General features: G+C 63.8%; 13 protein-coding genes. 5 read left to right on the top strand and 8 right to left on the bottom strand.

Going from position 1 to position 12,510, the window contains the following annotated elements; all coding sequences use genetic code 11:
• Positions 1 to 12: 12 nt before the first annotated feature.
• The gene (locus GRI97_RS16030; RefSeq protein WP_161392240.1) at positions 13 to 723 is read right to left on the bottom strand and encodes a hypothetical protein; all 711 of its coding nucleotides are present in this window, start codon (positions 721 to 723) and stop codon (positions 13 to 15) included.
• A 284-nt stretch (positions 724 to 1,007) separates the two neighbouring features.
• On the opposite strand from GRI97_RS16030, the gene GRI97_RS16025 reads away from it, so the two are divergent.
• From GRI97_RS16025 to GRI97_RS16015, 3 genes are all read left to right on the top strand, one after another.
• Positions 1,008 to 1,919, top strand: a complete 912-nt coding sequence (locus tag GRI97_RS16025; RefSeq protein WP_161392239.1) for an SDR family oxidoreductase — start codon at positions 1,008 to 1,010, stop codon at positions 1,917 to 1,919.
• A complete protein-coding gene (locus tag GRI97_RS16020; RefSeq protein WP_161392238.1) occupies positions 1,916 to 3,193 on the top strand; it encodes a PQQ-dependent sugar dehydrogenase in 1,278 nt (425 codons plus the stop codon). The genes GRI97_RS16025 and GRI97_RS16020 overlap by 4 nt, the downstream gene beginning before the upstream one ends.
• Before the next feature lie 80 nt (positions 3,194 to 3,273).
• On the top strand, positions 3,274 to 3,813 hold the full coding sequence (locus GRI97_RS16015; protein ID WP_161392237.1) for a hypothetical protein: 540 nt from the start codon (positions 3,274 to 3,276) through the stop codon (positions 3,811 to 3,813).
• A gap of 25 nt (positions 3,814 to 3,838) precedes the next feature.
• On the opposite strand, the gene GRI97_RS16010 is transcribed toward GRI97_RS16015, so the two are convergent.
• The 6 genes from GRI97_RS16010 to GRI97_RS15985 all read right to left on the bottom strand — a co-directional run bounded on the left by GRI97_RS16010 (position 3,839) and on the right by GRI97_RS15985 (position 8,749).
• Positions 3,839 to 4,336 carry an NUDIX domain-containing protein gene (locus GRI97_RS16010; RefSeq protein WP_161392236.1) on the bottom strand — a complete coding sequence of 166 codons (498 nt, stop codon included), beginning with the start codon at positions 4,334 to 4,336 and terminating at the stop codon, positions 3,839 to 3,841.
• Positions 4,324 to 4,947 carry a 6-phosphogluconolactonase gene (locus tag GRI97_RS16005; protein ID WP_161392235.1) on the bottom strand — a complete coding sequence of 208 codons (624 nt, stop codon included), beginning with the start codon at positions 4,945 to 4,947 and terminating at the stop codon, positions 4,324 to 4,326. Before GRI97_RS16005 ends, GRI97_RS16010 begins: the two co-directional genes overlap by 13 nt.
• Positions 4,948 to 5,050: 103 nt before the next feature.
• Complete coding sequence (locus GRI97_RS16000) at positions 5,051 to 5,515, bottom strand: Dps family protein (RefSeq protein ID WP_161392234.1); 465 nt, start codon at positions 5,513 to 5,515, stop codon at positions 5,051 to 5,053.
• 118 nt (positions 5,516 to 5,633) lie between these two features.
• Positions 5,634 to 6,176, bottom strand: coding sequence for a TMEM165/GDT1 family protein (locus tag GRI97_RS15995; protein WP_235917902.1), 543 nt, complete (start codon positions 6,174 to 6,176; stop codon positions 5,634 to 5,636).
• A gap of 165 nt (positions 6,177 to 6,341) precedes the next feature.
• Positions 6,342 to 7,793 carry an alkaline phosphatase gene (phoA, locus tag GRI97_RS15990; protein ID WP_161392232.1) on the bottom strand — a complete coding sequence of 484 codons (1,452 nt, stop codon included), beginning with the start codon at positions 7,791 to 7,793 and terminating at the stop codon, positions 6,342 to 6,344.
• A 98-nt stretch (positions 7,794 to 7,891) separates the two neighbouring features.
• A complete protein-coding gene (locus GRI97_RS15985) occupies positions 7,892 to 8,749 on the bottom strand; it encodes a DMT family transporter (RefSeq protein WP_202392814.1) in 858 nt (285 codons plus the stop codon).
• 115 nt (positions 8,750 to 8,864) lie between these two features.
• Between GRI97_RS15985 and GRI97_RS15980 the strand changes: the two genes are divergently transcribed.
• On the top strand, positions 8,865 to 10,262 hold the full coding sequence (locus tag GRI97_RS15980; RefSeq protein ID WP_202392813.1) for an aminotransferase-like domain-containing protein: 1,398 nt from the start codon (positions 8,865 to 8,867) through the stop codon (positions 10,260 to 10,262).
• Here GRI97_RS15980 and GRI97_RS15975 read toward each other — a convergent pair.
• Entirely contained in the window at positions 10,248 to 11,477 is a 1,230-nt protein-coding gene (locus GRI97_RS15975; protein WP_328598580.1) for an MFS transporter, read from the bottom strand. The genes GRI97_RS15980 and GRI97_RS15975 overlap by 15 nt on opposite strands.
• 143 nt (positions 11,478 to 11,620) lie before the next feature.
• Between GRI97_RS15975 and GRI97_RS15970 the strand changes: the two genes are divergently transcribed.
• Entirely contained in the window at positions 11,621 to 12,388 is a 768-nt protein-coding gene (locus tag GRI97_RS15970) for an AraC family transcriptional regulator (protein WP_161392231.1), read from the top strand.
• The last annotated feature ends 122 nt before the right edge of the window (positions 12,389 to 12,510 follow it).

The raw sequence follows: 12,510 nt of genomic DNA, 5'->3' as shown, positions 1-12,510 counted from the left end.
CTATTTTTGCTATTACCCAAATAAAATTGAATCGTAATCGAAATTATTTCCTTCTGATGGATTTGGGACAAATCCTATCAATCTCTTAGGCATGGAATACATCCATCCATCGCCACCATGCATTCCTGGAAAAGATGCAACGCCGAACACCCTCTTGTAATGACGCTTCATAGCACTCTGACGCCGAAGAAACGTTTTAGCATTCTCCTTTGTGACATCACCTTCATATTCTAGAGGAAATGCCTTCAAAATAAAAATACCCCCACCATCAAAAAGTTTATCGATTAACGCATTTGCAGCAGCAGAAAAGCATCCTCTTTTATAAAACCTTAACGACATCCAAGCACGATTCATTTCCACGATATCACCGTAGTTAGATATTTCATTTACATCATTCCAGCTTTCGCAAATAACTCGAGCTAGACCATACGCCGCTTGCGAATGGTTATCCATTTCCATGAAAAATTCTCTGGAATCTGTGAAGGTGGCCACTTGATATTCGGTAAATTCCAAGCTCCCAACATGTTGACCATGCCTCACGATTAACGCAGATGTCTGTCGCCGCTTGACTGCGTTGGCATCATCATGAAGACGATGCCAGAGCGTGCGATAATAGCGCACTTCTAGGCACTCACCATCAAAGTCGACCAAAACGGATTTTCGCGCTTTGGCTACGCCTTCCGGAAAAACTGGATCATGAATATGCCTGTGGATGCGGGTCATGTTTGAGCCTGCTTTTCTCACTTAAATCCATTTTCGATATCCGCATGTCTTCTGCGCCGCATACGCCTTGGACTCAAATCGAGAAAGAACAATGAAATAATTGGGAATTTGCACTTTATCTAATACAAATATTTTATAGGTAAATGAAATCTTTTTCCCAGAGGCACTTTATTTTTCCCCTGCCTCACATTGACGCTGCCGTTTAGTCCGCGCGTCGCAGCCCCCGTCAGGCACAATCGCCACGATCCATGAGATCACGCATGGCGATGGGAGCGCAGCACACAATGACCAAACATCTCGGCGGGCAGGTCGCCCTGATTACCGGCGGAGCCAGCGGCATGGGGCGCGGCATGGCCGAAGCCTTTGCCCGCGACGGGATGATCGTGGCGATTGCCGATATGCGCGGGGATGCGCTGGCGGCAACCACGGCGGAATTGGCCGAAGCGGGGCTGAGAGTGCTGCCCGTGCTGCTCGACGTAACCGACCGCGCCGCCTGGGTGGCGGCGGTGGACCTGGTGGAACGCGAACTGGGCCCGGTGCAGGTGCTGGTCGGCAATGCCGGTATCGGGCTGACCGGGATGATGCGCGACATGACCTACAAGGATTGGGATTTTTCCATGGGGGTCAATTTCGGCGGCGTGCTGAACGGGCTGATGACCGTGCTGCCGCGCCTGCTGGATCGCGGGCTCAGCGGCCATCTGGTGGTGACATCCTCCACCGCCGGGCTGACCGCCGTCGATGGTGCGGCATCCTATTGCGCGGCGAAATTCGCGGTGACCGGCATGATGGAGGCGCTGGCCGGGGAACTGCACGGAACCGGCGTGGATGTGTCGATCTTCTGCCCCGGCCCGGTGCAAACCGATATCGGCGCCAATCTGGACCGGGTGCGCCCCGCGCATCTGCGCAACGAGCATGTGACCGAAGATCCGATTTCCCCCAAATCGCCGGTAGTCCAATCGCTGTTCATGACGGCGGAGGAAGTCGGCCGGCGGGTGCTGGCCGGGATGAAGCGGCGCGATCTCTATATCCTGACCCATCCCGAATTTGCCGGGGGGATTGCCGCGCGCAGCGAAGCGCTGACCCGCGCCATCCCTGATGAACCGCCCCACGAAGAACGCGCCCGCTATCTGCAGCAGTTCGGCACGCTGTTGCTGAACCCGGTCTATGCCCGCCAGCAGAAGGTTGTTCCGGCATGAGGGAACGGGCCAACAGCGCGTGGCGCGCCCTGATCGGCGGCATGCTGACCACCGGCCTGTTCGCCCTGCCCGCGTCGGCGCAGGACGCCGCCCCGGCACCGACTGCAGCGCCGGCCGCGCTGCCGCCGGATGGCCCGCGCCCGCCCGTGGCGCTCGGGATCGGCCCCTGGCGCTATGACAGCAGCGCCGGCCCGATCGATGTGAAGGTGATCACCCGGCAGCTGGATCACCCCTGGGCGCTGGCCTTCCTGCCCGATGGATCCACGCTGGTGACCGAACGGTCGGGCCGCCTGCGGATCATCCGCAATGGCACGCTCGATCCCGTCGCGATTGCCGGGCTGCCGCCGATCAACCCGACCTCCATCGGTGGGCTCTATGACATTGCGATCGATCCGGATTTCGCCAACAACCGGCGCATCTACCTCTCCTACGTCAAGCCGGACCCGCAGAACCACGACCAGACCACGGTGGCGGTTATGTCCGCCATTTATGATGGCGGCATGGCACTGAGCGATGTGAAGGATATCTTCGTCGCCGATGCCTGGTTCGGCGCCCGACCCTGGCCCGCGCGTTGCTGCGGTCAGGGGCCCGGTTGGGGCAGCTGGGGCGGGCGCATCCTGTTCGGGCCCGATGGCAAGCTGTTCATCACGGTCGGCGATCGCAATTACGGCGAAATGGCGCAGCAGCCCGATGGCGATTTCGGCAAGATCCTGCGGATCAATCCCGATGGCAGCATTCCAGCGGACAATCCCTTCGTCGGTCAGCCGGGCTGGAACCCGCAGATCTGGACGCTGGGCCATCGCAATCCGCTCGGCCTCGCCTTCCATCCCCAAACCGGGCAATTGTGGGAAAGCGAGTTCGGCCCGCGCGGCGGGGATGAGCTGAACATTATCGAGAAGGGCCAGAATTACGGCTGGATATCGGTGACCCAGGGCCAGCATTATGACGGCACGCCCGCGCAGGGCATCCGCGAGGTCGCCGGGATGACCGATCCGGTGATCGCCTTCGGCCCGCCCTCGGTGAATCCCGGCGATCTGGCCTGGTATGACGGGGCGATGTTCCCCGCCTGGCAGGGCAGCCTGTTCATGCCCAGCTTCACCGAAGGGCTGATGCGGATCACCTTGGATGCGGCCGGCAAGGCCAATGTGGCGGAGCATCTGATCGAGGATCTGAAACAACGCCTGCGCGCGGTCAGCGTGGCGCCCGATGGATCGCTCTATGTGATTACCGATGAGGAGCGCGGGACGGTGCTGCGGATCAGCAAGCGGCCTTGAGAACAGATAACGGATGATCCCGCGTTGCGTCGGCGGATCAAGCGGCATAGCTTCGCCGCATGATCGGACGGCGACATCTCATGCTGGGTTTGCTCTGGCTGGCCGGATCATCCGTTCTCAAGGCCAGGGAGCCCGAAATGACCTTCCCCCCGGTGCCCAAATGGAAGCCGTCATTCCGCCAGCCGATCGATCGTGTGGTCGAAAGAATGGCCTATTACACCGATCAGAAGCGTGACCTTGCCGTCTTCACCAACGGCACCTGCGTTGTGCTGGATGACGGCCTTTCCGATGCGGCAGCGGCAGAGTTCGCCCTTTCCGTGCTGTCCGACATTTTTCATGCCCATCCCGACATGACCCCGCACCCGATGGATGATGGCAATATTCTGGTGACCTACAATGGCCCGGCAACCAATGTGGTGCTGCGCGACATTGCCGAACAGAATTGGCAGGAAATCGAAACCCGTCACCTCGATGGGCTCGCCACCAGCGAAGTGCTGATCACGCCGCAAGGCAGCAATGTCTTCGACGCCTTCGGCATGCAGGCCCTGCTCGGGCGCGCCTATATGTTCATGGACGCGCAATCGCCCGAAGTGGTCGAGATCAGGCGCCGCCCTGCTTGATAAGCCATTGGTGAGGCTGATCCGCTCAGCCCTGCAAAGCTGCGGCTCCGCGATCCCGCCACAGCGCAATCCTTCGCCGCGTGGGGGAAGACAGGCGTTGCGGCAGATCGTCGGGATCGAAGAACCGCGCCTCCACCAGTTCGCGCCCGTCGATGCGCCAGCCTTCGGCCAGCGTCAGCGCATAGATATGCGCGGTGTGCGGCGCACCGGCCAGGGTTTCCTGCAGCGTGGCCAACAGGGTCAGGCTGGTAGCGGTGCCGTGCAGTTCTTCGGCCAGTTCGCGCCGGGCGGCCTGATCGGGGGTTTCGCCGCGATCGACCCCGCCGCCGGGGAAGCACCATTGTTCCGGGCCATAGCTGTGCCGCACCAGCAGGATGCGCCCCGCCCCGTCATGGGCGATCAGCGACACGCCCGAGAGATGCAGCTTCAGCCGCCGCCGGATGCTGCGCCGCGCGGCATAGCCGATCCGCAATACCGCGTGATGCAGCCGCGCGGGCAGCAGGCGCAGGATCAGGTGAAGCATGTCACCGGCTGATGCGCCGCGCGCAGCAGGCGGGCAATCGGCAGATCATGTTCGCCAACCATGGCCTGTTCGAACACAGCCTGTTTTGCCGCCCCGCGCACCACGAACATCAGCGCATCGCTGTTCAGCAAGGCCGGGATGGTCAGCGTCACCCGGTCGAACGGCGCCTCCGGCGGCAGCGGATCGGGCGTCAGCCGGCGGATCGGTTGCGGATCATCGGCCTGCGGATCGGTGTTGGGGAAGAGGGAGGCGATGTGACCGTCTTGTCCCATGCCCAGCCAGACCAGCGCAAAATGCGGGGGCGGCAGGGCCATATCCAGCGCCTGCACCCTGGCGCCCAGCGGTTCGATCATAGCGCGGATACGGCCGGTGTTGCTGGCCGCGTGTTCTTCGGCAACCAGCCGGTCATCGCCCGGCCAGACGGTCACGCGCGACCAGTCGAGCGCATCGGCCCCTAGCGCGGAAAGGATCGGAAAGGGCGTCGATCCGCCGGGCAGGCTGATCGCGATGGCGGCACCGTCGGCGCGGATCAGCCCAGTCTGCAGACAATCGGCCAGCCAGCCGGCGATGGCATGGTCATCGGCGCCGGCAATGATGTTCACATCGGACATGGGCCACCCTATCCCGAAAAGCCGGCCAGAGCGAGGGAGTCAAAGCGACGGGTCAACGCGATGGGGCGAAAATGGCGGGCCATCACGGGCCCGCCGTATTCGGTCATTGCTTCAGCGTCTGGGCCAGGAACCAGGCCCGTTCCTGCGCCTGATCGATCCATTCATCGACCAGCCCGTTGGTCGGGTAATCGCCCGCTTCGTCGGACGCGAGTTTCAGCGTCTTGAGGCGTTCCACCAGCGTATCATTGTCGTCGCGCAGTTCGGCGACCATCGCATCGGCTGTCAGTTCGGCATTGTCCTGATCGGCGATTACGGTGTTGCCGGCCACCGATCCGATCGAGGTCAGCGTGTTGGCGCCGATCTTGCGCGCGCGTTCCGCAATCGCGTCGGTCACGCCGATGATCTGGGTTGCCTGTTCATCGAACATCAGGTGCAGCCCGCGAAAATGCGATCCGGCCACATGCCAGTGGAAATTCTTGGTCTTGAGATAGAGCGCCAGATGATCGGCCAGCACGCCGTTCAGCGCTGCCACCAGCGCGGTGTTCGAATTGTCGCCAGATTTGGCCATGGTTTTCCTCCTGCAGCGGGCCCGGCGGGCCGGCATTCGCAGGATTAACGGCAAGGCTGGAGATCGGTTTCATGCGGATTTCAACGCATGGTAATCGCCTGTATCGATCAGCGTCTGCTCAACCGAGCAGGCCCCGCGCATTCAGGCCCGCAATGATCCCGGCGATCACGAACAGCCCGCCGATGACGCCGCGCAGCAGGCCCAGCGGAAGTTTCCCCTCCCATTCCTCCGCCATGGCCCAGGCGCCGGTGAGCACCAGGCCGCTGGCCATGACGCCCCCGGCGGCGGCGAGCCAGGGCATGCCGCTCGCCACGGCAAAGGCGGCGACCAGGAAGCGCGTGCCATCGCCCATCTGCGCTGCCGTGAGCACGATCAGATGCGCACCGAAGGAGCGGGTCGGCTCCTTCGGTTTGGCCGGCGGGCGCAAGAACCAGATTTCCAGCCCGCCCAGCAGCAGGGCGAAGGCAACGAACATCAGCTTGGCCTGCGGGAACAGCAGCGGCGCAATGAAAGTGCCGGCCCAGGCCATGGCAGCCGAACTGACCAGCGCGCTGAGCCAGATCGCCACCAGCAGCGCCGGGGGTTGCCCCAGGGCGCCGGACAGACGCGAGACCTGCACCGCTTCCCGCCCACCGAGCGTGGCCAGCAGGGCGGCAAGCATAGCGAGAAAGAAGGAGGGCATGGATCAGGCGCCCGGCACGGCTGCGGTCAGGAACGGGCGATTGCGCATGGCAGGCAGACCTTTCCGGACCGGGGAGCAGACCGACAAAACGAGACCGGCGCAGCTATGCCCAACACCGCGCCAGCCTGCAATATCGTCCGGCGATCATTCGGCGGCGGGTGCAGCCTCCTGCGTCAGGCCCAGCGCATCGCGCATGATGTAGAACACATCGGTCTGATCCAGCAGGCCGGCGACATTGAAGGCACGCGGGCCGAAGGCGGCGACGCGCAACTGGGTGCCGGTGTGGCCGGCGCTGCTGCCTTCCGAATTGCCATAGCTGACCGCCATCACCTCCCCTTCCAGCGTGCGCAGTGCGGATGACAGTCCCGGCGCGGCGGCATCGGCATAGATGATCTGCCCGGCATGGGCGTGGTCGGCGGTGACGATCACCAGCGTATTGCCGTCGCGGCGCGCGAATTCGAGCGCGACCTGCACCGCCTCATCCAGATCCACCGTTTCGCCGATCTGGCCGCAGGGGTTGTAGGCATGCGATTGCTTGTCGATCGATGCCCCTTCGACCTGCAGGAAAAAGCCCTTCGGATTGGCGGACAGAAGCTCGATTGCCTTGCTGGTCAGCGCGGCCAGATTGGGCTGATCCTCCTTGCGATCGGGGTTCGGCGTGCAGGTGACCGGGGCGAGATCGATATTGCCGTGATGGGTCGCCTTCGGGCCGAGCCAGCGCACCGGCATGTTCCCTTCGGCAAACAGGCCCAGCAGCGGGCGGGTATTGTCCGCCGCCGTCACCCCGGCCAGCTCGGCCGCGCTGGTGACCACGCTATAGCCGCGCGCGGCCGCCTGATCGAGCAGGCTCGTGCCCGCCCACTCCCCGGCACGCGCCATCTGGCGGAACGGGCCAGCACCACCGCCCAACGTCACATCGGCGCGGGTGGTGAGCAGCTGTTCGGCGATCGAGCCGGCGCCGCCCTGCTCCAGCGCATTTTCCGGGCATTTGCGCGCGGTTTCGTCCGGCCCGGCACAGCCGCGATCGGACACATGCGCCACCTGCGCGGCGGGTGTCGCATCCTGCAGCGCGGCGGTGGAGACATTGCCGGTGGCAAGGCCGGCGCGGCGGGCCAGCGTCAGGACGGAATCATGCGGGCGGCCATGGATATCGACCCCGATCGCGCCATTGTAGGTCTTGATGCCCGAGGCGAAGGAGGTGGCCGATGCGGCGGAATCGGTGACATAGACCGGGCGGCCGGTTTCACGGTCGATCGAATAATGGGTGTACTGGCCGGTCACCGGCAGGGCATCGATCCCCTTGAAGTAACCGCCGGCCCCTTCGGCATAATTGCGCGCGATGGTGATTTCGGAATCGCCCATGCCATCGCCGATCAGCAGGATGACATTGCGCACCGGGGTTTCGGCATCATGCTGCGCCATCTGGCGATAGGTTCCGCTCATGTCGCCGGTCACGCGGCGGGCGCCATCGGGGCCTGTGATATCGCCACGGGCGTTGCGCTGGAACACAGCCTCGGCCGTGTCCTGAGCGGAGGCGCCCGCCAGCGGCAGGGCCGCCGCAGACAGGAGGAGAGCGGCGAAACCAGCTTTTTTCATTGTGCGAATACCCGAATAGACATGTTTTTCATGCGTTTACGCATTGTGCAGGCCGGGTAGCCGATGAATGTTCCGCTTTTGTGGCAATACTCCTTCAGTCAGGCGAACCGTTTGGCCCCGACCACGCACAGGATCACCACCAGTGTGGAGGCGACCATGGTCCAGGCGACGGGTTCGCCCAGCAGGCTCCAGGCCAGGACCAGCCCCATGAAGGGCTGCAGCAATTGCAGCTGCCCCACACTGGCAATCCCGCCCAGTGCCAGCCCGCGATACCAGAACACGAAGCCGAGCATCATCGAGAAAACGGAGACATAGAACAGCCCGATCCAGGCCGACGCGCCGACCGCACCCCAATTGCCCGGCATGGTCGCAGCGGCAATCGCCAGCATCAACGGCATCGGCAGGATCAAGGCCCAGCTGATCACCTGCCATCCGCCGATCCGGCGGGACAGGGCGGCACCTTCCGCATAGCCAAGCCCGCACAGCAGCACGGCGGCCACCATCAGCAGATCACCGGTGATCGCGCCGCCATCGCTGCGATCCAGCGCGAAGCCGGCCACGGCGGCGGCGCCCAGTACCGAAAAGATCCAGAACGCCGGCTGCGGCCGCTCCCCGCCGCGCAGCACGCCAAAGATCGCCGTCGCCAGCGGCAGCAGCCCGATGAACACGATCGAATGGGCAGAGGTGATATGCTGCAGTGCCAGCCCGGACAGCAGCGGAAACCCGACCACCACCCCCAGCGACACGGTCGCCAGCGACAGCAGATCGCCGCGCGCCGGGCGCGGCTGCCGCAGCGCCGCCAGGAACAAGGCGCCCAGCCCCGCCGCGATCACGGCGCGGGTCGCCGTCAGAAACACCGGCGACAGATCGACCACCGCCACCCGTGTGGCCGGCAGCGAACCACTGAAGATCATCACGCCGAGCAGCCCACTGCCCCAGCCCGCATTGCCACGCATAATTCCTCGCTTTCCAGCGCGGACCTAGGCGGGCGTGATGGAGCGGGCCAGAAACACTCCCATACAAAATCAAATAAGTGTATGGGTGCCAATAGCCATACAAAGAGCCTCACCGATGCTGCGCGAAACCACCCGCACCGAAGATCTGATGCAGACCATCCGCCAGCGAGTGGCAAGCCGGGCGATCAGCCCCGGCGATCGCCTGCCCTCCGTGCGGAGCTTTGCCGACAGCATGGGCGTGTCCCCCTCCACCGTGGTCGAAGCCTATGACCGGCTGGTGGCCGAAGGGCTGATCCGCGCACGTCGGGGTTCGGGCTTCTATGTGACGGGCGCCGCCGTGCCGCCGATCCCGATCGGGGAACTGGAGCCCCGGCGTGATCGGGCGATCGATCCGTTCTGGGTCTCGCGCCAATCGCTCGATACCGATGCGGCTGTGCTGAAGCCGGGTTGCGGCTGGCTGCCCGCTGACTGGCTGCCGCAGGGCGCGATCAGGCGGGGGCTGCGCGCGCTGGCGCGTGCCGAGGATGACACGCTGGCCAATTACGGCGGCACGCGCGGATCGCAGGTTCTGCGCCGCCATCTGCTCGGCCGCTTTGCCGAAGAAGGGCTGGATATCGGCCCCGAACAGATCATGCTGGCCGGATCGGGCACCCAGGCGGTCGACCTGGTCTGCCGCTATCTGCTGCGCCCGGGCGATACGGTGCTGGTCGATGATCCCGGCTATTTCAATTTCCAGGCCCTGCTCCGCGCCCATCACGTGCGCATCATCGGCGTGCCTTATACGCACCAAGGCCCTGATATCATGGCGTTCGAGGCTGCACTCGCGGCAGAGCGCCCCCGGCTCTACATCACCAATTCGGCGCTCCACAATCCGACCGGGGCCAGCCTGTCACCCCAGACCGCCCACCGCCTGCTCAGCGCCGCAGCGGCGCATGATCTGACCATCATCGAGGACGATATCTTCACCGATTTCGAACCCAGCCCCTCGCCCCGGCTGGCCGTGCTGGACGGGTTCGAACGGGTGATCCGCGTGGGCAGCTTCTCCAAATCCCTCTCCGCCGCGAGCCGGTGCGGCTATATCGCCGCGCGCGCCGATTGGATCGAAGGGCTGGTGGATCTGCAGGTGGCGACCAATTTCGGCGGCCCAAGCCCGATGGCGACCGAACTGATTGCCGGCATTCTGTCGGGCGGCGGATACCGAAGGCACATGGCCGAGTTGCGCCAGCGGCTGACCCATGCGCGGGAGGAATGCGCCGAACGGCTGGCGACGCTGGGCATCACCCCCTCGGTCATGCCGCGCGGCGGGTTCTACCTCTGGTGCAGCCTGCCGGATGGGCAGGATTCCGCCGATATTGCGCGTTTCTGCATGCAACGCGATATCGTGCTGGCACCGGGCAATGTCTTCAGCGCCAGCCAGAATGCCGCCGGCTTCATGCGCTTCAACGTCACCCAGACGCGCGACGAAAGGATTTTCACCGCGCTGGCGGACAGCCTGCGATCAACGCCGTCGTGACGGCAGCAAGGCCGTGAACAGGCCCAGCAGCGGCAGGAAGGCACAGATCTGATAGACCCAGACGATGCCATAGACGTCCGCCAGATTGCCCAGCCCGGCGGCACCGATGCCACCAATGCCAAACATCAGCCCGAACATCATGCCTGAAACCATGCCCACGCGGCCGGGAATGATTTCCTGCGCATAGACCACCAGCGCGGCAAAGGCGGAGGACATGATCAGGCCGATGGTGATGGCCAGCACCGCCGTCCAGAACAGATTGGCATGCGGCAGCATCAGGGCAAAGGGCGCCACCCCCAGGAAGGATATCCAGATCACCGCCTTGCGCCCGATCCGGTCCCCCACCGGGCCACCGGCAAAGGTGCCGGCCGCCACCGCCGCCAGGAAGCAGAACAGATAGAACTGCGATTCCCGCGCCGTCAGATCGAAGCGTTCGATCAGGTAGAAGGTGAAGTAATTGGTGAAGGCGCCGATATAGATGAATTTGGCGAACATTAGCACGGCAATGACGCTGAGCGCGCGGATGACGGTCGCCTGGCTATAGGGAGAGGTGGTTGCCGCGGCTCCGGCGGCGACCAGCCTGGGCGCATGCTGCAACCGCCAGCGGGTGACGAAGAACAGCACCCAGATCGCAGCGATGGCGACGAACACCAGCCAACCGACCGCCGTCTGCCCGAACGGCAGGATGATGGCGGAGGCAAACAGCGGCCCGATGGCCGATCCGGTGTTGCCGCCGACCTGGAAGGCCGATTGCGCCGTACCGAACCGCCCTCCCGATGCCATGCGTGCCACCCGCGATGCTTCAGGATGGAAAGCCGCCGACCCGATCCCGACCACAGCGGCCGACAGCAGCAATCCGGTGTAGCTGCTGGCCATTGCCAGCAGCACGATGCCGATCAGCGTGGCGACCATGCCCAGCGGCAGCAGATAGGGCAGCGGGCGCTTGTCGGTATAGAGCCCGACCCAGGGCTGCAGCAGGGAGGCGGTGAACTGATAGACCAGCGCCACCCAACCGATCTGACCGAAGGTCAGGTGATAAGTGTCCTTCAGCATCGGGAAGATCGCCGGCAAGACCGCCTGGATGAGATCGTTCATCAGATGCACAAGCGCCACCGCGCCGACAATCTGCACCACCAGCCCCTGCGGCTGATGATCGGATGGCACGGAAACGGAGGGGGCCGGAAATTCGACCGGCTGCGCAGATACTGGGTTCACGTCGGGCTCGCTTATGTTGGTCTGCGCCGGAGGGCCGCGATCCTTTTAGGGGACGACTCGGCATGGCCGGCAGATTGTCCGTAGGCCCGGCGCAAATGCCCCGCTTCGTTGAGTGAGCCATTCAATTCTGATAGTGGGACATAATGAGTGCCGCACTGGAACGGAGTGAGGATGTTGCCCGGCCGGTAGTGGCTCTGGGCGAGGAATTCCCGTCCTTCTTCGAAGTGAGCACACATCAGCACCGCCGCAGTCAGTTCCTCTACGCGGCCAGGGGCGTGATGGCGGTCAGCACGCCCGATGGATCCTGGGTCGCGCCGTCGGAGCGGGCGGTGTGGATCCCCGGCGGCACGCCGCATTCCGTGCGCATGGTCGGCACGGTGCAGACGCGGACCGTGCTGATCGAGACCGCCGCCTGCCCCGACCGCAGCAGCAGCATGTGCCAAGTGGTGGGCGTGTCGCCGTTGTTGCGGCAATTGCTGGTCGCGGCGGCGGAGATTCCGGTCGCCTATGACGAGGGTGGACGTGACGGGCTGGTGATGGACCTGCTGATTGCGGAGGTGAACCGGGCGCCGCTGATCCCGCTGGCCGTGCCCTTCCCTGCGCATGCCGCGCTGGCGCGACGCTGCCAGGCCTTCATCGATCACCCCGATATCGGCTCCACCACGGAAGAATGGGCCGATGGGTTGGTAATGAACCGACGCAGTTTCACCCGATTGTTCCGGCGGGAGACGGGGATGAGCTTCGGCGAATGGAAACAGCAGGCTTGCCTGTCGATCGCGCTGCCCAAGCTGGCAGCGGGGGAGGCGGTGACATCGGTGGCGTTTGATCTGGGATATGAAGGCCCGGGCAATTTCTCGACGATGTTCCGCCGCCTGCTAGGGGTTTCGCCGAGCCATTACCGGTTTGGGTAGCCCAAATGCGTTTTGCCCCACGAGCTTGGGCTTGCGGGGTGAGTGCGTATCGATGTGTAGTAGATGGTTGCGGGGGTTGGATTTGAACCAACGACCTTCAGGTTATGAGCCTGACGAGCTAC

It is taken from the genome of Croceibacterium xixiisoli (assembly GCF_009827305.1).
GTDB classification, from domain to species: Bacteria; Pseudomonadota; Alphaproteobacteria; order Sphingomonadales; family Sphingomonadaceae; genus Croceibacterium_C; species Croceibacterium_C xixiisoli.
This window is presented reverse-complemented; position numbering and strand designations above follow the sequence as displayed.

Coding starts and splice junctions, on each gene's coding strand:
- GRI97_RS15980 (WP_202392813.1), top strand. CDS start 8,865: ATGCTGCGCGAAACCACCCGCACCGAAGATCTGATGCAGACCATCCGC.
- GRI97_RS16015 (WP_161392237.1), top strand. CDS start 3,274: ATGCTGGGTTTGCTCTGGCTGGCCGGATCATCCGTTCTCAAGGCCAGG.
- GRI97_RS16025 (WP_161392239.1), top strand. CDS start 1,008: ATGACCAAACATCTCGGCGGGCAGGTCGCCCTGATTACCGGCGGAGCC.
- GRI97_RS16010 (WP_161392236.1), bottom strand. CDS start 4,336: ATGCTTCACCTGATCCTGCGCCTGCTGCCCGCGCGGCTGCATCACGCG.
- GRI97_RS16000 (WP_161392234.1), bottom strand. CDS start 5,515: ATGGCCAAATCTGGCGACAATTCGAACACCGCGCTGGTGGCAGCGCTG.
- GRI97_RS15985 (WP_202392814.1), bottom strand. CDS start 8,749: ATGCGTGGCAATGCGGGCTGGGGCAGTGGGCTGCTCGGCGTGATGATC.
- phoA (WP_161392232.1), bottom strand. CDS start 7,793: ATGAAAAAAGCTGGTTTCGCCGCTCTCCTCCTGTCTGCGGCGGCCCTG.
- GRI97_RS15995 (WP_235917902.1), bottom strand. CDS start 6,176: ATGCTTGCCGCCCTGCTGGCCACGCTCGGTGGGCGGGAAGCGGTGCAG.
- GRI97_RS16005 (WP_161392235.1), bottom strand. CDS start 4,947: ATGTCCGATGTGAACATCATTGCCGGCGCCGATGACCATGCCATCGCC.
- GRI97_RS16020 (WP_161392238.1), top strand. CDS start 1,916: ATGAGGGAACGGGCCAACAGCGCGTGGCGCGCCCTGATCGGCGGCATG.
- GRI97_RS15970 (WP_161392231.1), top strand. CDS start 11,621: ATGAGTGCCGCACTGGAACGGAGTGAGGATGTTGCCCGGCCGGTAGTG.
- GRI97_RS16030 (WP_161392240.1), bottom strand. CDS start 723: ATGACCCGCATCCACAGGCATATTCATGATCCAGTTTTTCCGGAAGGC.